General features: G+C 63.8%; 23 protein-coding genes. 12 read left to right on the top strand and 11 right to left on the bottom strand.

Annotated features, from left to right (window positions below):
- The 3 genes from RBA40_RS18315 (at position 1) to RBA40_RS18305 (ending at position 1,711) form a co-directional block, all read left to right on the top strand.
- Positions 1 to 765 (top strand): LytR/AlgR family response regulator transcription factor, encoded by a 765-nt coding sequence (locus RBA40_RS18315; protein WP_306649208.1) that lies wholly within the window; start codon positions 1 to 3, stop codon positions 763 to 765.
- A 101-nt stretch (positions 766 to 866) separates the two neighbouring features.
- Positions 867 to 1,298, top strand: coding sequence for a VOC family protein (locus RBA40_RS18310; RefSeq protein WP_306649207.1), 432 nt, complete (start codon positions 867 to 869; stop codon positions 1,296 to 1,298).
- 20 nt (positions 1,299 to 1,318) lie between these two features.
- Positions 1,319 to 1,711 (top strand): VOC family protein, encoded by a 393-nt coding sequence (locus tag RBA40_RS18305; protein ID WP_306649206.1) that lies wholly within the window; start codon positions 1,319 to 1,321, stop codon positions 1,709 to 1,711.
- Here RBA40_RS18305 and RBA40_RS18300 read toward each other — a convergent pair.
- From RBA40_RS18300 to xapA, 7 genes are all read right to left on the bottom strand, one after another.
- Positions 1,698 to 2,936, bottom strand: coding sequence for a nucleoside deaminase (locus RBA40_RS18300; RefSeq protein WP_306649205.1), 1,239 nt, complete (start codon positions 2,934 to 2,936; stop codon positions 1,698 to 1,700). The two genes, RBA40_RS18305 and RBA40_RS18300, sit on opposite strands and share 14 nt — an antisense overlap.
- A 3-nt stretch (positions 2,937 to 2,939) precedes the next feature.
- On the bottom strand, positions 2,940 to 3,344 hold the full coding sequence (locus RBA40_RS18295) for a cytidine deaminase (RefSeq protein WP_306649204.1): 405 nt from the start codon (positions 3,342 to 3,344) through the stop codon (positions 2,940 to 2,942).
- Positions 3,345 to 3,533: 189 nt separating this feature from the next.
- Complete coding sequence (gene deoA, locus RBA40_RS18290; RefSeq protein ID WP_306649203.1) at positions 3,534 to 4,856, bottom strand: thymidine phosphorylase; 1,323 nt, start codon at positions 4,854 to 4,856, stop codon at positions 3,534 to 3,536.
- Between the two features lie 41 nt (positions 4,857 to 4,897).
- Positions 4,898 to 7,276, bottom strand: a complete 2,379-nt coding sequence (locus RBA40_RS18285) for an aldehyde dehydrogenase family protein (protein WP_374710515.1) — start codon at positions 7,274 to 7,276, stop codon at positions 4,898 to 4,900.
- Between the two features lie 17 nt (positions 7,277 to 7,293).
- Positions 7,294 to 8,250 carry a deoxyribose-phosphate aldolase gene (gene deoC, locus RBA40_RS18280; RefSeq protein ID WP_306649202.1) on the bottom strand — a complete coding sequence of 319 codons (957 nt, stop codon included), beginning with the start codon at positions 8,248 to 8,250 and terminating at the stop codon, positions 7,294 to 7,296.
- Positions 8,247 to 9,440, bottom strand: coding sequence for a phosphopentomutase (locus tag RBA40_RS18275; protein ID WP_306649201.1), 1,194 nt, complete (start codon positions 9,438 to 9,440; stop codon positions 8,247 to 8,249). The genes deoC and RBA40_RS18275 overlap by 4 nt, the downstream gene beginning before the upstream one ends.
- Before the next feature lie 147 nt (positions 9,441 to 9,587).
- Positions 9,588 to 10,430 carry a xanthosine phosphorylase gene (gene xapA, locus RBA40_RS18270; RefSeq protein WP_306649200.1) on the bottom strand — a complete coding sequence of 281 codons (843 nt, stop codon included), beginning with the start codon at positions 10,428 to 10,430 and terminating at the stop codon, positions 9,588 to 9,590.
- 285 nt (positions 10,431 to 10,715) lie between these two features.
- Here xapA and RBA40_RS18265 point away from each other — a divergent pair, with 285 nt between their 5' ends.
- The 3 genes from RBA40_RS18265 to RBA40_RS18255 are packed head-to-tail and all read left to right on the top strand — an operon-like array spanning position 10,716 to position 13,711.
- Positions 10,716 to 11,861, top strand: coding sequence for a carbohydrate kinase (locus tag RBA40_RS18265; RefSeq protein WP_306649199.1), 1,146 nt, complete (start codon positions 10,716 to 10,718; stop codon positions 11,859 to 11,861).
- 2 nt (positions 11,862 to 11,863) lie between these two features.
- Positions 11,864 to 12,793 carry a pseudouridine-5'-phosphate glycosidase gene (locus RBA40_RS18260; protein WP_306623395.1) on the top strand — a complete coding sequence of 310 codons (930 nt, stop codon included), beginning with the start codon at positions 11,864 to 11,866 and terminating at the stop codon, positions 12,791 to 12,793.
- 18 nt (positions 12,794 to 12,811) lie between these two features.
- Entirely contained in the window at positions 12,812 to 13,711 is a 900-nt protein-coding gene (locus RBA40_RS18255; protein ID WP_306649198.1) for a LysR family transcriptional regulator, read from the top strand.
- Here RBA40_RS18255 and pcp read toward each other — a convergent pair.
- The 4 genes from pcp to RBA40_RS18235 all read right to left on the bottom strand — a co-directional run bounded on the left by pcp (position 13,708) and on the right by RBA40_RS18235 (position 18,599).
- Positions 13,708 to 14,352: a pyroglutamyl-peptidase I gene (gene pcp, locus RBA40_RS18250; RefSeq protein WP_306649197.1), complete on the bottom strand. Its 645-nt coding sequence runs from the start codon at positions 14,350 to 14,352 to the stop codon at positions 13,708 to 13,710. The two genes, RBA40_RS18255 and pcp, sit on opposite strands and share 4 nt — an antisense overlap.
- The gene (locus RBA40_RS18245; RefSeq protein ID WP_306649196.1) at positions 14,349 to 15,308 is read right to left on the bottom strand and encodes a DUF979 domain-containing protein; all 960 of its coding nucleotides are present in this window, start codon (positions 15,306 to 15,308) and stop codon (positions 14,349 to 14,351) included. The genes pcp and RBA40_RS18245 overlap by 4 nt, the downstream gene beginning before the upstream one ends.
- A complete protein-coding gene (locus tag RBA40_RS18240) occupies positions 15,305 to 15,997 on the bottom strand; it encodes a DUF969 domain-containing protein (protein WP_306649195.1) in 693 nt (230 codons plus the stop codon). Before RBA40_RS18240 ends, RBA40_RS18245 begins: the two co-directional genes overlap by 4 nt.
- Before the next feature lie 310 nt (positions 15,998 to 16,307).
- Positions 16,308 to 18,599: a TonB-dependent receptor gene (locus RBA40_RS18235; protein ID WP_306649194.1), complete on the bottom strand. Its 2,292-nt coding sequence runs from the start codon at positions 18,597 to 18,599 to the stop codon at positions 16,308 to 16,310.
- A 475-nt stretch (positions 18,600 to 19,074) separates the two neighbouring features.
- Between RBA40_RS18235 and tal the strand changes: the two genes are divergently transcribed.
- The 6 genes from tal to RBA40_RS18205 all read left to right on the top strand — a co-directional run bounded on the left by tal (position 19,075) and on the right by RBA40_RS18205 (position 25,789).
- Positions 19,075 to 20,154: a transaldolase gene (gene tal / locus RBA40_RS18230; protein WP_306649193.1), complete on the top strand. Its 1,080-nt coding sequence runs from the start codon at positions 19,075 to 19,077 to the stop codon at positions 20,152 to 20,154.
- A 79-nt stretch (positions 20,155 to 20,233) separates the two neighbouring features.
- A complete protein-coding gene (locus RBA40_RS18225; protein ID WP_306649192.1) occupies positions 20,234 to 21,229 on the top strand; it encodes a BMP family lipoprotein in 996 nt (331 codons plus the stop codon).
- A 96-nt stretch (positions 21,230 to 21,325) separates the two neighbouring features.
- A complete protein-coding gene (locus RBA40_RS18220) occupies positions 21,326 to 22,855 on the top strand; it encodes an ABC transporter ATP-binding protein (protein ID WP_306649191.1) in 1,530 nt (509 codons plus the stop codon).
- Complete coding sequence (locus tag RBA40_RS18215) at positions 22,852 to 23,934, top strand: ABC transporter permease (protein WP_306649190.1); 1,083 nt, start codon at positions 22,852 to 22,854, stop codon at positions 23,932 to 23,934. Before RBA40_RS18220 ends, RBA40_RS18215 begins: the two co-directional genes overlap by 4 nt.
- Before the next feature lie 3 nt (positions 23,935 to 23,937).
- A complete protein-coding gene (locus tag RBA40_RS18210; protein WP_099874492.1) occupies positions 23,938 to 24,906 on the top strand; it encodes an ABC transporter permease in 969 nt (322 codons plus the stop codon).
- A gap of 7 nt (positions 24,907 to 24,913) precedes the next feature.
- Entirely contained in the window at positions 24,914 to 25,789 is an 876-nt protein-coding gene (locus tag RBA40_RS18205; RefSeq protein WP_306649189.1) for an alpha/beta hydrolase, read from the top strand.
- Positions 25,790 to 25,809 lie beyond the last annotated feature (20 nt).

Raw genomic sequence — 25,809 nt, 5'->3', positions numbered from 1 at the left:
ATGGCCACTGTCAGCGCCCTGATTGTCGACGATGAATCCCCCATGCGCGACCAGCTGCGCGCGCGCCTGGCCGAAGTGTGGCCGGACCTGGCGATCGTGGGCGAGGCATCGAACGGCCTCGATGCGGTCACCATGGCGGCGCAGCTCCAGCCGGACATCGTCTTCCTCGACATCCGCATGCCGGGCCAGGGCGGCATCGAAGCGGCGCGGCATTTATATAACCGCTGCCACATCGTGTTCGTGACCGCATACGACCAGTACGCGCTGGACGCCTTCGAGCAGGGCGCGATGGACTATCTGCTCAAGCCCGTGGTGGCCGAGCGCCTGCGCGTCACGTGCGAGCGCCTGCGCACGCGCCTGACGAAGGCGCCCGAGAACATCGGCGAGCAGTTGCGCCAGCTGACCGAGCTCCTGCAGCAGGGCGAATCGAAAAAGCCCGCGTACCTGCGCTGGATCCAGGCGCAGGTAGGCAGCAACCTGCGCATGATCAGCACCCGCGAAGTGCTGTTTTTCCAGTCCGACGAAAAGTACACCCTGGTGCAGACGGCGCAGGCCGAAATGCTGATCCGCAAAACGCTCAAGGAACTGACCGACGAACTCGATCCGGACGAATTCTGGCGCATCCACCGCTCCACCCTGGTGCGGGTCGACGCCATCGCCGAGGTCACGCGCGACGAGCGCGGCCGCCAGATGCTCAGGGTGCGCAATCATCCGGCGCTGCTGGAAGTGAGCCGCAATCACACGCATCTGTTCCAGCAAATGTAAGGGCCATTGCGTGCGCATGACGGCGTGGGAGTGCAGCGGGATGCCCAATAATCCAGTACCATATACCTTGCTTTTCCGATCACCCACCCAGGAGAAGAAACATGTCAGCCACACCCAAGCAAACCCGCGCCAATATCATCCCCTGCCTGCGCTATCGCAACGCGCCGGCCGCCATCGACTGGCTCTGCAGCACTTTCGGTTTCGAAAAGCAACTCGTTGTCCCCGGCGAAAACGATACCATCCTCCATGCACAATTGGCCTTCGGCAACGGCATGATCATGCTGGGCTCGACGTCGGCCATCGATTCCGAGTACAGCAAGCTGATGAAGCAGCCCGACGAGATCGACGGCGCGCAAACCCAGACCATTTGCGTCGTCGTCACCGATGCCGATGCCGTCTACGACCGCGCCATCTCGGCGCGCGCGCAGATCGTCATGGACATCAAGGATGAAGACTACGGCGGGCGCAGTTTTACCTGCCGCGACCTGGAAGGCCACGTCTGGACCTTCGGCACCTACGACCCGTTCGAATAAAAACCATCGAGGAGCACACCATGTCACGTGCAGTCCACTTTGAAATCCAGGCGTCGAACCCGCAGGCGATGATCGACTTTTACCATGGCCTGTTCGGCTGGACCTTCAACAAATGGGAGGGCGGCGACTACTGGATGGTGCATACCGGGCCGGAAGACCAGCCGGGCATCAACGGCGGCCTACTGCCACGCCGTGGCCCGCTGCCCGAGGGCGATGCCGCCGTCAACGCTTTCGTCATCACGGTCGACGTGGAGGATATCGACGCCTCGCTGGCGAAAGCGGCATCGGGCTCGCTGCACGGCGTGGTGTGCGTGCCGAAGGCGGCGGTGCCGGGGATCGGCTGGCTGGCCTACGTCAAGGACCCGGACGGGAATATGTTCGGGATGATGCAGGCCGATATCACGGCTGCATGACCGGCACGGGCTCGGCCAGCGCCGCCACCAGCGCCTGGTCGGCCACCTGCACCGGGCGGATGCGGATGACGTCCCTGTACAGCGGCGGCATGTACGCGCAGATCGCATCTAACCGCGCCTCATCGAGCGCCGCGCTCACGTACTGGAACTGGGCCGGGTTATCGGCCGGCAGCGGCCCTTCCATGGTCGAACCGTAGGCGCCCAGGTTCATGAAGCTCTGCGCGCTGGTGTCGGGCCCGCGCGCGAAGACGAACGTACCTTGCTTCGGATGGGCCAGGTACTGGCGCACCACGGCCTGCGCCTCGGCGTCCAGGCCTCGCATCAGCGTGTAGCGCAGCTGCGCGTACTGGCGCGTGCATTCCATGAACGCCGTGCAGATCGCCGACAGCGCGCGCCGGCCCGGTGAGCACAGCAGCAGGTTGCCGAAGGAGTCGAGCAAGGCCACCGCATCGCCCTCCCCGCCCTGCTGGCGGTCGCGCGCGATGGCCTCAAGCAGGTACGGCGCCAGGCCTGCATCCGGCTGGTGCGGCGCGCAGCGGTAGGCCAGCGCGTGCGGGTACAGGGTCTTGAGCTGGCGTACCAGCGGATGGTCGGGTGCCAGTTGCGCGGGGTCCTTCAACTGCTCGCGCGGCGGGTCGCTGTTGAGCAGGATCTGCACCTTGTCGGATGTGGCCTCGAACACCAGCGAGCAAAGCGCCTGCGTCGCTTCGGCGATGGTTTTCCCGATGAAGAACGACTTGGGCACGACGCCGGCGCTCTCGCGCGCGAACGGCGAAGCACCTTTCACCGCAGGGTAGAAGAAACTGGCGGCGGCCTGGCCGCGCAGGCCCGCGGGCAGGCTCGCAAAGGTGAAGCTGGCGTCGTGGTTGATGCCGGCCTTGGCGTCGCGCGCGGCGACGACAACGCTAAAGCCGGCCGACAGGATCGCACCGGTGCACATGGCGCAGGGGTCGAGCGAGGTGACGAGGGTGATTTCTTCGGGCGCAGGCAAAACGCGCCCTTTGGCGCGTTCGGCAAAATACCAGTCGATCAGCTGGCGCTCGCCGTGCGCGGTCGGATCGAAAATCAGGCCGTCGCGCACCACGTTGTTTTGCAGCGACTTGAGCACGTTGCCGTGCTGGTCGAGCAGCACGCCGCCGACCCCGAACGTTCCCTGGGTCTTGGCGGCGATGGCCTCGTTGGCCGCCAGTGCTACCGCGGCCTGTACATCGATGGTTTTTTTCAAAGCTTACTTCTTCAGGTCCCAGCCGCCGAACGCGTTCGGAAGCTGTCCGGCCGCCGTCGTCTCGAGAATGTCGCCATTCAGGTTGGTCAGGACGATGGGCAGGTCGTTACCACCGAGTTCCAGGATCACCTGGCGGCAGGCGCCGCACGGTGCGATCGGGCCGTCGGTCTGGCCGATGACGGCCAGCGCGCTGAAGTCGCCCGGTTTGTAGCCGTGGGCGATGGCGCTGAAGAACGCGGTGCGCTCGGCGCAGTTGCACAAGCCGTAGGAGGCGTTTTCGACGTTACAGCCACGGAAGATGCGGCCGTCCTTGCACTCGAGGGCGGCGCCGACCTGGAAGTTCGAGTAGGGGGTGTAGGCGAGCAGACGGGCCGCGGTGGCTTCGGTGATCAGTTTTTCGTATTTCATGGGAGTTCCTGACAAGGCTTGTTTAGCTATTTCGCCGGGTTCAGGTCTTATTAGGACCTTCATCCTCAAGACCGTCGTCCCCGCGCCAAGGCGGCACTCGGCGGGGATCCATAGCACCTATGATCACCTGTGCTATGGGCCCCCGCCGAGTGCCGCCTTGGCGCGGGGGAGACGGAGGTATTGCGGCTGTTATGGACGAATCGTGCGGTAAATGATCGGATTCGCAGCCGGCCTCGTATCGCCAACCTTGTACGCAGCCTGCACCTCGCGCACCGCCTGGTCGGCCGCAGCCTGGGTGCGCGCGTGCACCATCGCCAGCGGCTGGCCCACCGCAATCGCGTCGCCCAGTTCCACCAGAGCGGTCAAGCCAACCGCAAAGTCGATCGCGTCTTCCGGACGGCGACGTCCGCCACCCAGGCTGACCACCGCCAGGCCAAGGCCACGGCAATCGGTGGCGGTTGCAAAACCTGCCTGCAGCGCCGGTACCGGCACGATGATCGGTGCTTTTTCCAGATACGCGTCCGGACGCTCGACCAGATCGGCCGGGCCGCCCAGTGCCGCCACCATGCGCGAGAAGCGCTCGGCCGCTTCGCCGGAGTCCAGCCCCGCCTGCAGCTTGGCGCGCGCGTCGGTTTCGTTGGCGGCCAGTTTGCCCAGCACCAGCATCTCGGCGCACAGCGCCATCGTCACTTCGTGCAGGCGTGCCGGACGCGAACGGCCGGTCAGGTAATCCATCGCCAGGCGCACTTCCAGCGCATTGCCGGCCACCGGACCGAGCGACTCGTTCATCTCGGTCAGCAGCGCCGACGTCCGGGTACCCGCGCCGTTACCGACAGCGACGATACTCTCGGCCAGTTCAACCGATTTGTCGTAGCTCGGCATGAAGGCGCCGGTGCCGACCTTCACATCCATCACCAGGGCATCCAGCCCGGCTGACAGCTTCTTCGACAAAATCGAACCGGTGATCATGGCCACCGATTCCACCGTCGCGGTGGTGTCGCGAATGCTGTAGAAACGCTTGTCCGACGGCGCCAGTTGCGCGGTCTGGCCGATGATGGCCACGCCCACGTCCTTGACGACGGTGCGGAACAGTTCCGGATCGGGCACGGTGCAGTAGCCCGGAATCGAATCGAACTTGTCGAGCGTGCCGCCGGTGTGGCCCAGGCCACGGCCGGAGATCATCGGCACGAAGCCGCCGCAGGCTGCAATCATCGGTCCGAGCATCAGGGACACCACGTCGCCCACGCCGCCGGTCGAGTGCTTGTCGACCACCGGGCCTGGCAGGTTCATCGAACGCCATTCCATGACCTGGCCGGAATCGCGCATTGCCAAGGTGAAGGCCACGCGTTCATCCATGTTCATGTCGTTGAAGAAGACGGCCATCGCGAGTGCCGCGATCTGGCCTTCGGTGACGCTGCCGTCGGTGATGCCACGCACGAAGAACTGGATCTCTTCAGCCGAGAGAGCGCCGCCATCGCGTTTTTTGCGGATGATTTCCTGATTTAAGAACATGTGCTGCCTTTACTTGATGTAGTTTTTTCCGAATCGCAGGCTTAAACGCCGTACGGAATCCAGACATTCTTGACCTGGCTCGCGTGCGCCAGCACTGCGCGCCCGCCGGCCTGTTTGGTGTCGTACCAGTCGCGCCCTTTGCCGCCGCCCACCCAGGTGCGCTTGAGCGATTCGGCCGACAGGCGTTCGACTTCGGCGCAGCCTTCAGCCGAACCGTCGTGGCGCCACACGGCGTCCACGTCCGAGTGCGATGCAAGCGTCTTGGCCAGTTCGTCGGCGCTGCCGGTGATGATGTTCAGCGCGCCGCCTGGCAGGTCCGACGTGTCGAGTACCTGATACAGGTCGGTTGCAGCCAGCGGATACGCTTCCGACGGCACCGCGATCACGCGGTTACCCAGCGCCAGCGCAGGCGCCACCAGCGAAATGAAGCCGAGCAGCGGCGACTCGTTCGGGCAGATGATGCCGATCACGCCAACCGGTTCGTTCAGCGCCACGGTGATGCCGTGCATCGGCGGCTGGTGCGCCAGGCCGTCGTACTTGTCGGCCCACGCCGCGTAGTAGAACAGGCGTTCGATCGATGCCTGCACTTCCTTCTCTGGATTCTTGGCGCCGGTCATGGCAGCCAGGCGTGCCGCGAATTCGTCAGCGCGGATCGCCAGGTTCTCGGCGATGTAGTACAAGACTTGCGCGCGGTTGTGCGACGTTGCCTTGGCCCAGCCGGATGCCTTGTGCGCCGCTTCCACGGCATTGCGGATATCCTTGCGGCCGCCTTCGCCCACGTCGCCGATGAAGGCGCCGTTGGCGCCGACGATCGCGCGCGTGTAGGCGCCATCAGGGCGCGCCTGCTTGCCGCCGATGTACATCTTGGCGGTGCGGTCGATGGCGAATGGTCCCGGCGCTTCGGCCGGCTTGGCCTTGCCCTTCGCTTCCACCGTTGGCACTGCCGGACGCGCATCTTCCGACAGCGCCGTCATGTACTCGAACATGCCTTCCTTGCCGCCTTCGCGGCCGAAGCCGGACTCGCGGTAGCCGCCGAAGCCGCACGCGGCGTCGAACTGGTTGGCGGTGTTAATCCACACCACGCCAGCCTTGATCTGAGGCGCCACGTCGAGCGCGAGGCTGATCGATTCGGACCACACGCAGGCAGCCAGGCCGTACACGGTGTTGTTCGCCAGCTGGACCGCTTCAACCGGGGTGCGGAAGCTCATTGCGACCAGCACCGGGCCGAAGATTTCAGTCTGGGCGATGCCGGCCGAGGTGGATGCGCCGGTAATCAGGGTTGGCGGGAACCACGAGCCGGTGGCCGGCAGTTCGCAAACCGGCTGGTAAATGGTGCAGCCTTCGGCGCGGGCCGCTTCGACCAGGCCTTCGATGCGCTGGCGCTGGACAGGATCGACCAGCGCGCCGATATCGACCGACTTTTCGATCGGCGAACCGAGACGCAGGTTATCCATGCGCGTGCGCAGCTTGGCGAGGAAGCGTTCTTCGATCGATTCCTGCACCAGCAGGCGCGAACCGGCGCAGCAGACCTGGCCCTGGTTGAACCAGATCGAATCGACCAGGCCTTCGACGGCAGCGTCCAGATCGGCATCCTCAAACACGATGAACGGCGACTTGCCGCCCAGTTCGAGCGAGAGCTTCTTGCCGCTGCCGGCGGTGGCCTTGCGGATGATGCGGCCAACTTCGGTGGAACCGGTGAAGGCCACCTTGTCGATGCCCGCATGGTTGACAATGGCTTCGCCCACGCGGCCGTCGCCGGTGACGATGTTGACCACGCCGGCCGGCACGCCAGCCTGCTGGCAGATCTCGGCGAACAGCAGCGCGGACAGCGAGGTAAATTCGGCCGGCTTGAAGACGACCGTGTTACCGGCGGCCAGCGCTGGCGCGATTTTCCAGGCCAGCATCAGCAGCGGGAAATTCCAGGGAACGATCTGGCCCACCACGCCCACGGCGCGGTAGTCGGCAAATTCTTCCGATTGCAGCTGCGCCCAGCCGGCGTGATGGTAGAAGTGGCGCGCGGCCAGCGGCAGGTCGGCGTCGCGCGTTTCGCGGATCGTCTTGCCGTTGTCGAGCGTTTCGATGACCGCGAACAGGCGCGCATGCTTTTGCAGCAGGCGCGCGAGCGCGTACATCACGCGCGCGCGGCCATGGCCGCCCAGGGCCACCCAGCCCGGCTGGGCGCGGCGCGCCGCTTCCACTGCGCGGTCCACGTCGGCGGCACTGGCCTGGCTTACCTGCGCCAGTTCCTTGCCATCGGCCGGATTGGTCGAGGCGAAGGTGTCGGCGGCATCGCTCCAGGCATTATCGATGAACAGCCCGAAACGGCGCTCATGCTGGTCCAGCCATGCTTGCGCTTCTTTGGTGCTCTCGGGTGCAGGGCCGTAGTCCATAGTTTGAAGAATCTCGTTGATTGTTGGCATGACGAATCCGTTGGTGTTTATGGTTGCGCGTGGCGATGGTTGGCCGAGTAGTTCCCGGTGACGTAGTGTTCGAGCTGGCGCTCGATGTCGGTCAGCAGGCTCGATGCGCCGATGCGGAACAGATGCGGCTCCAGCCACTCGCGTCCCAATTCCTCTTTCATCAGGGTCAGGTACTGCAGCGCGCTCTTCGAGGTTGCCACGCCGCCGGCCGGCTTGAAGCCGACCTGGAAGCCATACTGCTCATGGTATTCGCGGATCGTGCGCACCATCGTCAGGGCCACGGGAATGGTGGCGTTGACGCCTTCCTTGCCGGTCGAGGTTTTGATAAAGTCGGAACCGGCCATCATGCACACCCACGAGGCCTTGGCCACGTTTTCCAGCGTGAGCAGGTCGCCGGTGGCGAGAATGGCTTTGACGTGCGCATCGCCGCAGGCTTTGCGGTAAGCGACCATTTCATCGTACAGCGCCTGCCAGTTACCCATCAGGACGTGCTGGCGCGTGATGACGATATCGATTTCGGTGGCACCGGCGGCGACCGACAGCTCAATCTCGCGCACCTTGGTTTCCATGCTGGCCAAGCCGGCCGGGAACGCGGTCGATACCGCGGCAATCGGCAAGCGACCTTGCAGGATCTTCGCGGCCGGGGTGATCATCTCGTGGTACACGCACACCGCGCCGGTGGTCAGGTTGGACACGCCCAGGGCTTCCATCAGGTCGGTGCGCAGCGGGCGCATGGCCTTCATGCACAGGCGCTCGACGCGGCCCGGCGTGTCGTCGCCGCCGAGCGTGGTCAGGTCGATGCACTGCAGGGCCTTGATCAGCCACGCGGCCTGGTATTCCTTTTTGACGGTGCGGCGATTGGCCAGGCTGGCGGCGCGGCGGTCCGACGCACTACGGTTTACTTTGATCTGGTTGACCCAGCCGAGGTCGAGGCCAACCGCCTCGTTGCGTTTGAATGCGGGATTGTGAGTCATAGCAGAGCGGTTCCGTTGGAAAGTGGTTTGACGCCGAGGTGCTTGGCCAGCGTGGCGCCGATGTCGGAGAACGTGTTCGAGACCGGCAGCGCGCGCGGGGCGACGCCCGGCCCGAAGAAGATCATCGGGATGTGCTCGCGCGTGTGGTCCGAGCCCGGCCAGCTTGGGTCGCAGCCATGGTCGGCGGTGATGACGACCAGATCGCCCTCCTTCAGCTTGGCCATGAACTCCGGCAGGCGCGCATCCATTTCATGCAGCGCGTTCGAGTAGCCGGCGACATCGCGGCGATGGCCGAAGGCCTGGTCGAAGTCGACGAAGTTCACAAACGTGAGCGATTTGTCGCCCGCTTCGTCGGTGACCTTGAGCAGCGCGTCGAACAGCGCCATGTTGTCCACGCCCTTGACCACGCGCGAGATGCCCTGGGTCGCGAAGATGTCACTGATTTTGCCAAGGCCGATAACTTCTCCGCCTTCGTTCTTGACGTGGTCGAGCAGGGTCGGTGCCGGAGGTGGGACGGCGTAGTCGTGGCGATTGCTGGTGCGGCGGTAGTTGCCGTTCTCGCCCAGGAACGGACGCGCGATCACGCGGCCGATGTTGTACGGCTTGACCAGTTCAAACGCGGCTTCGCACACGGCGTACAGGCGTTCGAGCCCGAAGTGTTCTTCGTGCGCGGCGATCTGCATCACCGAATCACCCGAGGTGTAGACGATGATTTTGCCGGTGGCGACGTGTTCATCGCCATGCTTGTTGATGATGTCGGTGCCGGATGCGTGGCAGTTGCCGAGGTAGCCGGCCACGCCGGTCAATTCCTGCAGCTTGTCGGTCAGTTCGGCCGGGAACGACGGCACGGTGCGCGGGAAGTAGCCCCAGTCGAATTCGACCGGCACGCCGGCGATTTCCCAGTGTCCGCTCTGGGTGTCCTTGCCGGTCGAGCGCTCGCGCGCCGCGCCGTAGGCGCCGGTGAAGCCGTCGCGCTGGTCGAAGCCCTGCGCCCATTCGCCGCTGGCCAGGTGGGCGGCGGCGGCGAGGCCGAGGCGTTCGAGGTTGGGCAGCTGCATTGGCTTGCCCTGTTCGGCGGCCCAGCTGGCGATGTGGCCGAAGGTGTTGGCGCCGACGTCGCCGAATTTGTCGGCGTCGGGCGTGGCGCCGAGGCCGAAGGAATCAAGCAGGAGGATAAATGCGCGTGACATGGGATCGCTCGCTTTAGAAAGGTTCAGGTACGGTAAATTGGGTGCACGTCCGCTACCACTTCCGTCGTCTCCCCCGCCGAGTGCCGCCTTGGCGCGGGGGAGACGACGTAATCGGAGATTGGCAACCTCGGACGTAGTGCGAGCAAATCAGGCAGCGGCGCGCGGTTGTGCGGCGACGCGCTCCAGGAACGCCGGAATCAGCGCAACCAGATCCTTGGCGCCAATCGCGGCGTACTTCAGGGTCTGCTCGTGCGACAGCGGGAACGGCGACATGCCTTCCGCCAGGTTGGTAATCACCGACACGCCAACCACCTTCAAACCGCAATGACGGGCCGACACCACTTCCGGCACCACCGACATACCCACCACATCGGCACCCAGCTTGGCCATCATGCGGATTTCGGCGGCGGTTTCGAAGTTCGGACCCGGGTAGGCGATGAACACACCTTCATGCAGCGTGATGCCCTTGGCGGCGGCGGTTTCCTTGACCACGTTACGGATGTCGCTGTCGTAGGCATTGGCCATGCTGAAAAAGCGCGGGCCGAAACGGTCGTCGTTCGGGCCAACCATCGGCGTTCCAGGCAACCAGTTGATATGGTCGGTCAGGGCCACCAGGCTGCCCGCATCGACTTCGGTGCGCAGCGAACCGGCGGCGTTGGTCACGAACAGCATCTCGCAACCGAGCAGCTTCATGGTGCGCACGGCGCTGGTCATCACGCCCATGCCATAACCTTCGTAGAAGTGGCCGCGGCCCTTCATGCACACCACGTTCACGCCCGCCAGCGTACCCAGTACCAGCTCACCGGCGTGACCGTGCACGGTGCTGATCGGGAAACCAGGCAGCTGGTCGAAACCGATCGACACCGCATCGGTCATCTGCTCGGCCAGTACGCCAAGGCCCGAACCGAGGATCATCGCCACGCGCGGCTCGAAACCAGGTTTGCGGGCGCGGATGATATCGGCGGCTTCGAAGGGAGTATTGTTCGACATGAGGATTCCTTATCTGTTCGGGGAGGGCGCTGCCACGCGACGCGGACGGTGCAGGCGGCGTGGAGAATGGGTTCGCTAACTATTATAACTATGCATGATCGGGGATATGTATGGCAAATACCATTTTTCTTCCTCATTTATATGTGCAACATATAAATACGCGCTAGAATCGATTGGACCCCGGGTGCCTATCAGGCACACTATAGAGAGCAGGACACAATCATTGATTGACAGTATTAAGACAATTGTCTACTATCACAAACAATTGTTTAATGATTGCTTATTGTGACCGAACTCTCCAAAAAAGACCAGTTGTACGAACTGATCCGCGCCAACCCGTTCATCTCGCAGCAGGACCTGGCGTCAGTCCTGGGCTTGTCGCGCTCCGCCGTGGCCGGCTATATCGCGGGACTGATCCGCGACCGGCGCCTGCTCGGGCGCGCCTACGTGCTGCCCGATAACCGGCCGATCGTCTGCCTTGGCGCGGCCAATCTCGATCGCAAACTGCGCTCCCTCGCCACACTTAAAATGGGCACCTCGAATCCCGCACGCCAGGACGAATCGTTCGGCGGCGTGGCCCGCAATATCGCCGAGAACCTGGCGCGCCTGTCGGCGCCGGTGGCGCTGATCACAGCCATTGGCGACGATTCGTCCGGCAAGGCGCTGCTGGCGCACGCCGAGGCGACCGGCATCGATACCCGCGCCACCCTGCACCTGACGGGTGTGTGCAGCGGCACCTACACGGCGGTCCTCGACGACCATGGCGAAATGATCCTCGCGCTGGCCGACATGGCCCTGTACGACGCGCTCACGCCCGCCTTTCTGGCCACGCGCCAGCCGCAGCGCGCAGTCGGCGCATTGACCGTGGCCGACCTGAACCTGCCGCGCGACACCCTGCGCGCCCTGCTCGACGACGCCGCGCGCGACGCCGTGCCGCTGGTGCTGGTGGCGGTATCACAGCCCAAGATGGCCAACCTGCCGGACGATCTGCGCGGCCTGCGCCTGCTCATTCTGAACCAGGGCGAGCTCGAAACGCGCATCGGCACGCGGCTGTTGACCAGCGCCGACTTCCTCGCGGCCTGCCGCGCCTTGCAGGCGCAGGGCGCGCAAGACGTCATCGTCACGCGCGGCGCCACCGGCGTGGTCTACACCACTGCTGACGGCATCGCCCAGCTCGACGCGCCGCCGGCGCACATCGTCGACGTCACCGGTGCGGGCGACGCCTTTGCCGCTGCGGTATGCTGGTCCCTGTTCCAGGGCAGCGACGACATGACGCTGGCCTGTCGCCGCGGCCTGCAACTGTCGGCCATGACGCTGGCCAGCGAAGAAACCGTATGCCCTTACCTGACGGCGGAAGTCCTCGCCGAGATTCCGAATCCCGACGCCCTTCCCGGCGCCCAGCAGCCGTTCAACGCACTTTACCAGGACTGACCATGCACCAATACCTCTTGTTCTCGCCCGAAGTCGCCGCCGCCCGTTCCGCCGGCAAACCGATCGTCGCCCTGGAGTCGACCATCATTTCGCACGGCATGCCGTACCCGCAAAACGTCACGATGGCGCAGGAAGTCGAGCACGTGATCCGCGCCGCCGGCGCCGTGCCGGCCACGATCGCCATCATCGAAGGCAAGATCTGCATCGGCCTGGTGGCCGAGCAGCTCGAACTGCTGGCCACGTCGCCGGACGCGATGAAAGTATCGCGCCGCGACCTGCCGTATGTGCTCTCGCAAGGCCGCCTTGGCGCCACCACCGTGGCCGCCACCATGATCTGCGCGCAGCTGGCCGGCATCCACGTGTTCGTCACCGGCGGCATCGGCGGCGTGCACCGTGGCGCCGAAACCAGCTTCGACATCTCGGCCGACCTGCAGGAACTGGCCCGCACCAACGTGGCGGTCGTGTGCGCGGGCGTCAAGTCGATTCTCGACATCGGCCTCACGCTCGAATACCTCGAAACCCACGGCGTGCCGGTGATCAGCGTTGGCCAGCCGGCCTTCCCTGCCTTCTTCACGCGCGACAGCGGCTTCAAGGCCGACTTCCAGCTCGATTCGGCGCTGGAGCAGGCGGCCTTCATCCAGACCAAATGGCAGCTCGGTCTCGATGGCGGCATCGTCATCAGCAATCCGGTGCCGGAAGCGTTTGCGATGCCGAAGGAAGAAATCGACAGCATCACCGAACAGGCATTGCAGGAAGCGCGCGACGGCGGCGTGGCGGGCAAGCTGGTGACCCCATTCCTGCTGGCCCGCATCAAGACGCTGACCGAAGGGCGCAGCCTGATGACCAACATCGCGCTGGTCAAGCACAACGCGCAGGTAGGCGCCGAGCTGGCCGTGGCCATGCGTAACCTGCCAGGCCTGCAACCGCTCTAACCCCACCCACATACCCACATGTCCATCGACCTGAAACAGCTCAAGTACTTCCTCGCGGTGGCTGAAGAAAAGAGCTTCAGCCGCGCCGCCGAGCGGCTGCATATCTCGCAGCCGCCTTTGAGCCAGCAGATCATGAAGCTCGAGAGCGAATTGGGGGTCCGTTTGTTCGCGCGCACTACCCGCACTTTCGAGCTGACGGTGGCCGGCAAGGCGCTGATGGGCGAAGCGTCGGACCTGCTGGCCAAGATGCGCATGACGATCGATACCATCCGCCAGATCGACCGCGGCGAAGTCGGGCGCCTGCGGGTCGGCATTGTCGGTTCGGCCATGTGGGGACCGATTCCCAGCCTGCTCGAAGAATTCCAGACCAAGTTTCCGCGCGTGACCTGGACCTTGCACGAGTCGGGACCGAACGTGCAGTACGAAGCGCTGCGCGCCAAGCAGATCGATGTGGGTTTCTGGCGCGAGCCCAAGCTTGATGAAGATGAACTCAAACACGACAACCTGCGCCAGGAACTGTGTTTTCGCGAGAACGTGTGCGTGGCGGTCAACGAGCATCATCCGCTGGCCACGCAGCCGTGGATCGAGCTGACCGACATTGCCGACCAGCCGATGCTCACGCTCGCGCTGGACAAGTCGGCCTTCCCGCGCTACCTGATCCAATGCTGCATCAAGGCCGGTTTTCAGCCGGCGATTTTCCAGGAAGCGTCCGAGCCGCAAACCTTGCTGGCGATGGTGGGCGCGGGCCTGGGCGTGGCGCTGATGCCGGAAACGACCAGCCGCATCGGCTGGCCGGGGGTGATCTTCTTGCCGATCAAGACCAATCCGCCATCGGCCAATCTGTACATCACCTACACCACGCTCGACGATGCGCCGGTGGTGCGGGCGTTCCTGAACATCCTCAATCCAAGCGCCTAGGAAACCGTGCCGCCGGCCTCGCACACATCGTCGCGCACGGCCAGCGCCACTTCCAGCGCAATCGTCAACCCCCGCACCACGTTGGCGAGCGCCATGCTGGGTGCCCCGGGGTGCGCCGCTGCCTGCTGCGGCAGGTAGGGAATGTGAATGAAGCCTGCCCGTACATCCTGGCCCGCCGTCTGGTGCATCAGGCTGTAAAAAACGTGATTGCACACGAAGGTACCCGCCGTCTGCGACACCGACGCCGGCAAGCCGGCCTCGCGTAAACTTGCCACGATGGCCTTGATCGGCAGGGTCGAAAAATACGCCGCCGGTCCACCCTCCACAACCGGCCGGTCGACGAGCTGGCACTGGGCGTTGTCGGGAATCGGCGCGTCGTCGATATTGATGGCGATGCGTTCCACCGACAGGTCCACCCTGCCCCCGGCCTGCCCGACCGCGATCACCACCGCGGGCCGCACCTCGTCGATCGCCGCGCGCAGCACCTCGCCTGCGGCGCCGAACACGCACGGCAGCCGGCGCACTTCAATGCGATAGCCGCTGCCCTCGTGGCCGGCCAGCGAGCGCACCGCCTCCCAGGCCGGATTGATCGTCTCTTTATTGAACGGCTCGAAACCGGTCAGCAGTACTGTTCTGGTCATTTCTGGTCCATCAAAAAATACAGCAGGAAGATATTCGCCACCAGCAGCGGCAGCGCGGTCGGTATCTGCGCCTTGATCACCGCGTGCTTGTCGGGCAGTTCGAGCAGCACCACCGGCACCACGTTGAAGTTGGCGGCCATGGGCGTCATGAGGGTGCCGCAATAGGCGCTGAACATGCCGATGGCGGCCATCACCGCCGGGTTGGCACCGTACTGGCCGATCAGGATCGGAATGCCGACGCCGCCGGCCATCACGGGAAAGGCAGCGAAGCCGTTACCCATGATGATCGTGAACAGCGCCATGCCGACGCAGAACACCACCACCGCCACGAAACGCGAATCCATGTTGATGTACGAGGTGGTGATGTGCGCGACCGCCTTGCCGACGCCCGCTTCGGCGAACAGCAGCCCCAGGACGGCCAGCATATGCGGCAGCACCACCGCCCAGCCGACCGCGTCGACCAGGCGGCGCCATTCGCGCATGCCCTGCACCGGCGTCGAGCGCGTCAGCCAGCAGGCCGCGCCGACCGCCAGCACCGAAGCGCAGCCAAGGCTGACCAGGGTCAGGTGCTTGGTTTCGAGCAGCAGCAACCCGCCGATGTGAACATCCTTGAGCAGGGTCGAGCCGATCATGGTCACCACCGGGATGATCGATGCGGGGATGAACAGCAGGTGGCCGAGGCGGCGCGCGCTGGAGGTCTTTTCATCAAGCGTGCGCACGCCGTACTTGCCCAGGGTGACGCCGCCGCAGCCGGCGATCAGGGCCATCACGATCATGATCCCGCCGACAATCGCCGGCGGCAGGCGTTCGCCGACCAGGTAGACGGCGGCGTACAGGGCCCAGAACAAGGCGCCCGAATAGCGGCGCGGATTATCCTTGTCGCGCAGGGACATGACGGCGGAAGCGGCCAGCATGGCGCCGAGCGCCAGGTAGAAATAGTCGAGCAGGATGATCATTTGCCGGCTCCGTCGCGCGCAATCTCGGCATCGAAGCGGTGCAGGCGCCACGCGTGGATGATGAAGGCGGTGATCGCGGTGGGAATGCCCCACATCGCCATGTGCAGCGGATTGACCGGAATGCCTTCGGCCGCCAGGATGGTTTGCATCAGGACGATGGCGCCGAAGGCGACGAAGACATCTTCACCGAAGAACAGGCCGATGTTGTCGGTGGCGGCCGACATGGCGCGGATGCGGTAGCGCAGCTTGTCGCTGATGGTGCCGTTGCGCGTTTCGGCGGCCGCTTCGGCCATGGGCGCGACCAGCGGACGCACCATCGACGGGTGGCCGCCAAGGCTGGTCAGGCCGAAAGCGGCCGACACTTCGCGCACGAACAGGTAGACGATCAGCAGGCGGCCGGTGGTGGCCGATTTGATTTTTGCGATGCTCGCTTGCGCGTGCTCCTTGAGACCGAAGCGTTCGAGCAGGCCAATGGCGGCAAGCGGAAGCAGCAGGATCATGGGCAGGTTGCGTGTTTTGATGAAGGCGGTGCCGAGGGAGGCGAGGAGCGCTTCGACCGGCATCGACACGGCCAGGCCGGTGGCGCCGCAGGCGGCGACAACGACCAGCACGGGATGCACGCGCAGCACGAAGCCGACAATGATGACGGCGACGCCGATGAGCGGCCACAGGTTGACTGCTGATTGCATGGATTCTCCAATAGCCCCGTCGTTCCCGCGCCAAGGCGGCACTCGGCGGGGACGACGGCGGTGGGGGTAGCGGCCTGAATGCAGGACGAGGAATCTTACCCGATACCGGGGCTGCGCCCTACTCTTCTTCGCTATCCCCTCCCGTGATGCGAATCGTCAAAAACCGCGCCTGGTCTGCGCACAATCGACGCAGCACATGCCGCACAGCGCTGCGCCGGCGATCCTTGGATAAAGTGGCTTCATGGTCTTCCAAAAAAATAAAACCCCGCACACCTTGCGATGTGCGGGGCTGATATGGCTGCAGTGACGCTTAGAACGTGGCCTTGAGCTGCACACCCAGCGTGCGTGGCTCGTTGACGATACCGGTCAGGTTGTCGAAGTCGATCGCGCCGACCGACTGTACCTTGTCGGTGATGTTACGCGCAAAGGCCGCCACTTCGTAGTTATCCCACTTGTAGCCCATGCGCAGGCCGCCTTCGACCAGCGACTTGGCTTTGTATTCCTTCGCTTCGTACAGGAACATATTGTAGGTGCTGCGATACGCCCAGTCGGTATAGGCAAAGAACTCGGCATCGCCCACCGGCACGCTGTAGCGCAGCGTGAAGTTGGCCTGCCACTTCGGTGCGCGCGGCAGCGGGTTGCCGTTCAGCTTCTGCGTGTACGCGAACGGTCCTGCCGCGCCGGTCGGCGTGCAGCCGTTCACGCCCTTGGTATTGGGTTCGTTGCCGCAGGTCTGGACGAACAGGTCGGAATCCTTGATCTCGGTGTCATTGAAGCTGCCGCCCAGGGTCATGCGCAGTGCGTCCGACAGGTTGGCCTGGAAGTCCAGTTCCACGCCCTGGCCGGTCACGCGGTCGGCGTTGATCAACTGGTTCATGTTGATCTGGCCCGAACCGGCGGTCAGCTGCTTGTCCTTGACGCGGTACTGGAACACGCTGGCCGACAGGCGCGCGCGGCGGTTGAACAGGTCCTGCTTGATACCGGCTTCGTACGACAGCGCCTTTTCAGCTTCGGCGAACGATGGACGATCGGCCAGGCCGTTCAAACGACCCTGCATGCTCGGTGCGCGGTAGCCGGTGGCCACGCGGGCGAACAGGTTGCTGTCGGCGCTGAGCGCGTAGGTGCCGGACATATCCCAGCTCACGTTGGTCGACTCGTTGCTGATCCCGAAAGGACCGGCCGTGGTCAACTCGACGCGCCGGGCGGCGAAGTTCTTCTTGTCGTTGGTGTAGCGCAGACCACCACGCAGCTTGAACTTGTCGGACACGGTGTAGTTCAGCGAACCGAAGGCGGCCCACGATTTGGTGTCCTGGTACTGGGTCGCGAAGAACGGATTCTGCGGATTGCCCGGCGCCAGCGAGTCGAAGCTGATGCTGTCGATCTGGATGTCTTCGTTAAAGTAGAACAGGCCGGCGATCCACTGCAGCGGACCTTTATTGACCGACTCCGCGCGGAACTCTTGAGTGAACTGGCGGTGCTTCGGCAGCACGTCCGCCGTTTCGACCACGAACGGAATGAACGCGGCCTGGTTGGCGTAGCTCGGGCCCATCGGCTGCGCGTACACGGCGCCGTAGCCGCCGTCGACGTCGGCGCGGCTGTAGAAGTCGGCCGATTCGTAACCCGTGATCGAGTGCAGCGTGATGCCGGAGAGGTCCAGGCGCAGGCGCATGCTGGCGCCTTCGGTCGCGAGGCGCTGTTCGTTGACGCCATCGCTGTCGTAACTGCCGTAGTTAAAACCGCTCACCAGTTCATTGGTGCCCTTTTTAAGGATATTGGCGCGGAACAGGGTGGCGCTGCCGTCCATATCGCGTGCGTGCACGTTGAACAGGGCGCTGAAGGCGCTGGTCGGCTTGACCAGCACTTGCAGGCGCAGCGCGTCGTCGTGGTAGCCCTCGAAATCCTTGGTGCCGTTGCCCGGACGGTTGTTGTGCACGCGGTCGCCGCGGTTCTGCGACTGCACCGACACGCGCGCAGCGACGGTATCGCTGATCGGCAGGTTGAGCGCGCCTTCAAAATTGCGGGCGCGGTAGTTGCCGATGCCGACCGTGGCATAGCCGTCGGATTTGCCGATCTGCGGCTTGGCCGAGTCGAACTTGATCACGCCGGCCGGGGAATTGCGGCCGAACAGCGTGCCCTGTGGGCCGCGCAGCACTTCGACCTGCTCGACGTCGAACACCGGGAAGCCTTTCAGCATCGGGCTTTCCTGCACGATGTCGTCGACCACCAGGCCAACCGGCTGCGATGCATTCAGGTCGAAGTCGGTATTGCCCTGGCCGCGGATGTAAAAGCGCGGGAACGAACGGCCATAGTCGGATTCGACGTTCAAGCTGGGCGAACGGCCCGACAGGAAGCGGATGTCCTGGCCGCCGGAGGTGAGCACGTCGAGTTTTTCACCCTTGAGCGTGGTGATCGCCATCGGCACGTCCTTGATGTTCTCGGAACGGCGCTGCGCGGTCACGATGACGGTTTCCAGCTGGCCGGCTTGCGGCTTGGCTTCTTCGGCTGGCTTGTCCTGCGCCATCGCGACGTGCAGCGGAAAGGCGCTGGCAACGGCCAGGGCGATCAGCGAACGGGTGGCGAACTGCTTGCTTTTTATTGTCATTTAAGTAATTCCTTAGATCGATTAACCATCTCATGAATCCTGCGTTCCGGTTCGCATCCGCTCCGGCGACGTGCGCCGCCCGGACGCCTTGCAGCGCACAAAACAGCCTTCATCACCCCGCTGTGACTACGCTCCCGTCTGTATCTTGATAGTGCCTGGGCATCCTAGCATGAAAAGAATTGACTCGAAATCATGGGAATTACGTTTTCATTTATATTTCGATCATATAAATGACGAAGCAAAATCGTATTTGCCATACATATTAACGGTGATGCATAGTTCTAAAGCTGTACCTGTGCCATATGGCGCGGCGCAATATTCCCTAGCCTTACGCACTCCCGGGCGTAGCGAACATGGCGACGACACGGCCCCCGCGCACCGGGCCGGGACGAGCAAAGTTCAACACGTAAAGACGCGTGATTTTCGCCACATGAGTTGTTGCAACAATACGACATAGCCCGCCAGGAAAGTTGCCATGAACCAAATTAGTGCATCCGCCAGCCGTCTCAAGGCCGTGGCCGGCCTGGGCCAGCAAATCTGGCTCGATAACCTCAGCCGCGAGCTGGTCGCCTCGGGCGAACTGGCGCGCTGGATCGCCGACGACGGCATCCAGGGCGTGACCTCGAATCCTTCCATCTTCTATAACGCGATCCGCAACGACGCCGCCTATCAGGCCGCGCTGCCGGCATTGCGCCTCGCCCACCTTGACCCGGAGGCGCGCTTCGAAGCGCTGGTCCTGCCCGACGTGCAGACCGCGTGCGACCTGTTCGCGCCCCTGTACGCCGACAGCGACGGCCACGCGGGGTTCGTCAGCTTCGAGGTCTCGCCGCGCTGGGCGCACGATGCCGCCGGCACCGTGCTCGAGGCGCGCCGCCTGTGGGCTGCGATCGACCGGCCCAACGCGATGATCAAGATTCCGGCTACCGAAGCGGGCATCGCCGCCGTCGAAGAAGTGATCTACGCCGGCATCAACGTCAACGTCACCCTCATTTTCAGCGCCACCCAGCTGGCTGCCGTGCGCGCGGCGCACCGCCGTGGCCTGGCGCGCCGCCTGGAAGCGATGCTGTCGGTGCAGCGCATCGCCAGCGTGGCCAGCGTCTTTATCAGCCGCGTCGATGCCGCCGTCGACGCCCTGCTGCCGCCGGCAGCGGGCGCCCTGCGCGGCAAGGCGGCCATCGCCGCCGCGCGCGTGGCCTACCACGACTTCCAGAACGACAGCGGCTTTGCCATCTTCACCGCGTTCGGCGCCACGCCGCAATGGCTGCTGTGGGCCAGCACGGGCGTGAAAAACTCGGCCATGCGCGATGTCACCTATGTGGAAGAACTGATCGGCGAGGCGACCGTGAACACCGTGCCCGATGCGACCCTGGCCGCTTTCCGCGACCATGGCGAAGCGCGCCTGTCGCTGGTCGACGATGTCGACGGCGCGCGCGCCGTATTGACGCAACTGGGCCGGCACGGCATCGGACTCGATACAATTGGTAACGACCTCTTGCGCTCCGGCCTGACACAATTCGAGCAAGCACACGCCAATTTGCTGGCTTTGCTTGCTTAGTGTCGTTAAGCTTACGCATTCCTTTCGCCCCATCGCAGCCGGTGTGCCGGGTACAATATCGCTTTCCAGGAGTGAACTCATGAAATTTAAGCAACTTAGTATCACGATCGCGGCGCTGTGCGTCGCGGCCAGCGCCACGGCTGCCGACCCAAAGCTGGGCATCGTGTACGACGCTGGCGGCAAGTTCGACAAGTCGTTCAACCAGTCCGCGTTTGAAGGCGCCGAGCGCTTCAAAAAAGAGACCAACATCAAATACATCGAGGTGCAGGCCAGCAGCGATACCCAGGCCGAGCAAGTGCTGCGCGGTCTGGCGCGCAAGAAGCTGGACTTGATCGCGGCCGTCGGTTTCTCGCAGACCCAGGCCGTGCAGAAGGTCGCGCAGGAATTCCCCAACGTGCGCTTCGTGCTGATCGACGCGGTCGCCAAGGGTAACAACGTCAACTCGATCCTGTTCAAGGAAGAAGAAGGCTCGTACCTGGTCGGCGTGGCCGCCGCCCTGGCATCGAAGTCGAAGAAAATCGGTTTTGTGGGCGGCATGGACATTCCGCTGATTCGCACCTTCGCCTGCGGCTATGCCCAGGGCGCGAAAGCGACCAATCCGAAGATCGAGACCATGCAGAACATGGTCGGCACCACCAGCGCAGCCTGGAACGACCCGGCCAAGGGCGGTGAACTGGCGCGCGCGCAGTTCGACCGCGGCGTGGATGTGGTGTTCGCCGTTGCCGGCGGCAGCGGCATGGGCACCCTGCAGACGGCCAAGGAAAAAGGCAAGCTGGCCATCGGCGTCGACTCGAACCAGAACTACCTCCATCCGGGCACCATGCTGACCTCGATGGTCAAGCGGGTCGACCTGGCCATCTACGACTCGTTCATGCAGATGAAGAACGGCAGCTGGAAAGCCGGCGTCACCTACAGGGGCCTGAAAGAAGGCGGCGTCGATTGGGCGCTGGACAAGGATAACCGCGCGGTCGTCACGCCGGAGATCGAAAAGCGCGTCAACGAAGCCAAGGCCAATATCGTCAGCGGCAAGGTCAAAGTGGTCGACTACCGCGTTGGCAGCAGCTGCCCGGTCTAGATTCTCCCCGCACTCCAGAAAAGCGCGCCGCGCCGGTTTTGATCGGCCCGGCGCGCTTTTGAACTCATTTACCTTTACTACTCACCACTGACCGCTATGCAGCCAGCTGTAGAATTTCGCAATATCTGCAAAGCCTTCGGGGCCGTGCAGGCGAACGCCGACGTCAGCTTCTCCATCGCCAAGGGCTCGATCCATGGCGTGATCGGCGAGAACGGCGCCGGCAAGTCGACCCTCATGAGCATCCTGTACGGCTACTACAATGCCGACAGCGGTGCGTTGCTGATCGACGGCCAGGCCCAGGACATCCGCACCAGCCAACAGGCGATCGCCCTCGGTATCGGCATGGTGCACCAGCACTTCATGCTGGTCGAGAATTTCACGGTACTCGACAACGTCATGCTGGGCACCGAAGGCGGCTTCAAGCTCGCGTCGCACCGCGCCGCGACTGAAGCGAAGCTGCGCGAGATCTGCACGCGCTACCGGCTCGACGTCGACCCGCTGGCCAAGATCGAAGACCTGTCGGTCGGCGCGCAGCAGCGCGTCGAGATCCTCAAGCAGATCTACCGCAGCGCCAACATCCTGATCCTGGACGAGCCGACCGCCGTGCTGACCGCGCAGGAAACGGCGTCGCTGTTCGAGATCCTGCGGCTGTTCAAGGAACAGGGCAAAACCATCATTTTGATCACCCACAAGCTGGGCGAAATCATGGAGATCACCGACCAGGTGACCGTGATGCGCGCCGGGCGCGTGGCGGGCGCGGTGCAGACCGCCACGACGTCAAAGGAAGAACTGGCCAACATGATGGTGGGCCGCCCGATCCAGGGCGAACTGCCACGCGCACAGTACAACCCTGGCCCCGCCGTGCTGGAAGTGGCCGGCCTGCAGTTGCAGGACGCCGCGGGCGTGCGCCTGCTGGCCGATATCGATTTCACCTTGCGCGCGGGCGAAATCGTGGCGATTGCCGGCGTGTCGGGCAACGGCCAGAGCGAATTGATGCAAATCCTGTCGGGCATGCGCCTGCCGAGCGGCGGCAAGGTCGCCTTCCTCGGCACCGAACTGCCCTACGCCAAACGCTCGGACGCCGACGGCTTGCCAGCCGCCTTCCGCAAGCTGGGTATCGGCCACGTGCCGGAAGACCGCCTGCGCGACGGCGTGATCAAGGATTTTTCGGTCATGCAGAACACCGTGTTCGGCTACCAGGACCGGGTTTGCAACCGCTGGGGCCTGTTCGACTTCAAGGCCATCGCGGCGCGCTGCGGCGACCTGCTCAAGGCCTTCGACGTGCGTCCGGCCAATCCGGAACTGCGTATCGGCCTGCTTTCGGGCGGCAACCAGCAAAAAGTGGTGATCGCGCGCGAAGTGTCGGCCAAGCCGAAGCTGATGCTGGTCGGCCAGCCGACCCGCGGGGTCGACATCGGCACCATCGAAAGTATCCACACGCAGCTGCTCAAGATGCGCGACGAAGGCGTGGCGATCCTGCTGGTGTCGGTGGAACTGGAAGAAGTGCGGGCGCTGGCCGACCGCATCATCGTCATGTCCGGCGGACGCATTACCGGTGAACTCAAGATTGAAGAATTCGACACAACCCGCATCGGGCTGCTGATGGGCGGGATGCACAAAACATGAAAACGACCGAACTCCCACGCTGGGCAAGCGCGTTTGTCCTGCCTGTACTGAACCTGCTCTCGGCCCTGCTGGTGGCCGCGCTGGTGATCCATCTGCTGGGTGAAAGCCCGACCGAATCGCTGCGCATCCTGATCGACAGCGCGGTGATCAATCCCGAGGGCTTGAGCTACACGCTGTTCTACGCCAGTACCTTCATCTTTACCGGCCTGTCGGTATCGATCGCCATGAAGGCAGGGCTGTTCAACATCGGCAGCGAAGGCCAGTTGTACGTCGGCGGCCTGGGGCTGACCGTGGTCATGCTCACGCTCGACCACTCGCTGCCTGCCTGGCTGCTGATTCCGGCGGCGATGCTGGGCAGCGCGGTATTTGGCGCGGCCTGGGCGTTCTTGCCCGGCTATTTGCAGGCCAAGCGCGGCAGCCATGTGGTGGTCACGACGATCATGTTCAACTTCATCGCGGCCAGCCTGATGAACTTCATCATCGTCAAGTACCTGATCCCGGAAGGCCAGCAAAATCCGGCCAGCCGCGTGTTCTCGGAAGCCGGCGCCATGCCGCGCCTGAACGAATGGTTCCCGATCCTGGGCGACACGCCGCTCAACGTCAGCTTCCTGATCGCGATTGCCGCCCTGGCCATCTACGGCGTGATGGTGTGGCGTTCCTCGTGGGGCTACAAGCTGCGCGCCACCGGTCTCAATCAAAGCGCGGCGCATTATGCGGGCGTGTCGATCAGCCGCATGATCATCGTGGCGATGCTCATTTCGGGCGCGCTGGCAGGCCTGGGCGCGGTTAATTCGATCATGGGCTCGACCCACTACCTGAGCCTGAATTTTCCGGCCGGCGCGGGCTTTGTCGGCATCGCGATTGCGCTGATGGGACGCCAGCATCCGGTCGGCATTTTCCTGTCGAGCGTCTTGTTCGGCGCACTGATCCAGGGCGGCTTCGACCTGTCGCTGGAAAAACCGAACATCCCGCAGGAGACCTTCATTTTCATCCAGGGGCTGATCATTCTGTTCTGCGGCGCGATGGAAAATCTGTATGCGCCCGCTGTCCTGAAGCTGCTTAACATTCGCAAAGGATAAGCCATGTTTGAAGACCTCCATTTATCGAGCATTGTCGTCTCCACGATCCGCAATGCGCCTGTTCTGATTTTTGCCGCGATGGCCGGCCTGTTCGCCGAACGCAGCGGCGTGGTCGACATCGCGTTAGAGGGCAAAATCCTCGCCAGCGCGTTCGTCTCGGCCGCTGTCGCCTTCACCACGCAGAATGCCTGGTACGGCGTGGCGGCCGGCGTGGCCGTATCGGCCGCACTGGCGCTGCTGCAGGGTTACGTCAGCATCACCCAGAAGGGCAACCAGCTGGTGGGCGGCATTGCGATCAACATCGCCATGAGCGGCCTGACCTTCGTGCTGGCCCAGTTCTTTTACCAGCAGGGCGGCCGCACGCCGGACCTGGGCCAGGCGCGCCTGTTCGATATCGTCTTGCCGGGTACCGAGGCGCTGGCGGGCATTCCCTTCATCGGCTGGTTCTACGGGCACGTGATCGGCGGCCATTCGGCGCTGGTGTACCTGGCGTTCGCGCTGATCCCGCTGGTGCACTGGGTGATTTACCACAGCCGCTTCGGCCTGCGCCTGCGCGCCTGTGGCGAGAACCCGCATGCGGCCGATGCGGCCGGCGTCAGTGTTGCCACCACGCGCTATATGGCGATGCTGGTGGCGGGTATCCTGTGTTCGTTCTCGGGTGCTTACCTGGCAATTGTGCAGAGTGGCTTCTTCCTGCGCGACATGTCTGCAGGAGCAGGCTATCTGGCGCTGACCGCGCTGGTGTTCGGTAACTGGCGGCCGATGTACACGGCGCTCGGCTGCATGATGTTCGGCTTCTTCAGCGCCGTGCAGATCCAGATCGAAGGCGTTGACTTGCCGGGCATCGGGCGCATTCCAGGCTCGCTGATCCAGATGGTGCCGTACGTGGTGACCGTGATCGTGCTGGCTGGCCTGATGGCCAAATCGGTGGCGCCAAAAGCGATCGGCAAGCCGTTCGTCAAGTCGCGTTAAACCGGCAATGGCGAAGCGCGGCCTGATCGCCTTCGCCTGTCTGCTTTTACTGGGATTGGGCGCGCTGTTCGGCGCCGGCGAATATCTCAGTGCTCCAGCGCGGCGCCAGATCGGTGCCGCGCCACCCGACTTCCCCGCTTCCTCCGTTACTATTTCTACCGCCGCCGGCCCGGTCCGGGGCTGGATGGCGCGTGGCACGCCGGGCGCTGGTGCGGTCCTGCTGTTGCACGGGGTGCGTGGCAACCGCCTGCATATGTTGGGGCGCGCGCGCTTTCTGTCGCGTCTTGGGTATGGCGTGCTGCTGATCGACCAGCAGGCGCACGGCGAGAGCGCCGGTAAGCGCATCAGCTTTGGCGTGCGCGAGGCCGAAGGCGTGCGTGCCGCACTGGCTTACCTCAAGCGCGAACAGCCCGGTGAACGGATCGGCGTGATCGGCGTGTCACTCGGCGCTGCTGCCGTGGTGCTGTCACAACCCGGACGTGGAATCGACGCGCTGGTAATCGAGGCGATGTATCCGACGATTGAAGAAGCCATCGAAAATCGCCTACGCCTGCATCTGGGAAGCGCAGGCGGTGCGCTGGCGCCGCTGTTGCTATGGCAGGTGCCGCTGCGGCTGGACCTGACTTTGGATCAGCTGCGACCGATTGACGCGGTGGGCAAGCTGGCTTGCCCTACCCTCGTTGTGGGCGGAGAAATCGACCGGCACACCAGCGAGCGTGAAACGCGCCGCATCTACGCCGCCGTGCCCGAACCAAAGCAGCTTTGGATCGTACCCGGCGCGGCGCATACCGACTTTCATGGCGTCACGAGGAACGAGTACAAATTGCGCATCGGCCAATTCATGGATCTTCACCTCAGAGGCATCAAACCGTTCAATCGATGAGTGTCCGTAGGACGAGCATT

It is taken from the genome of Massilia pseudoviolaceinigra (assembly GCF_030846505.1).
Taxonomy (GTDB): Bacteria; Pseudomonadota; Gammaproteobacteria; order Burkholderiales; family Burkholderiaceae_D; genus Telluria_A; species Telluria_A violaceinigra.
Note: the sequence above shows the minus strand (reverse complement) of the source record. Positions and strands in the feature narration are given on the sequence as shown.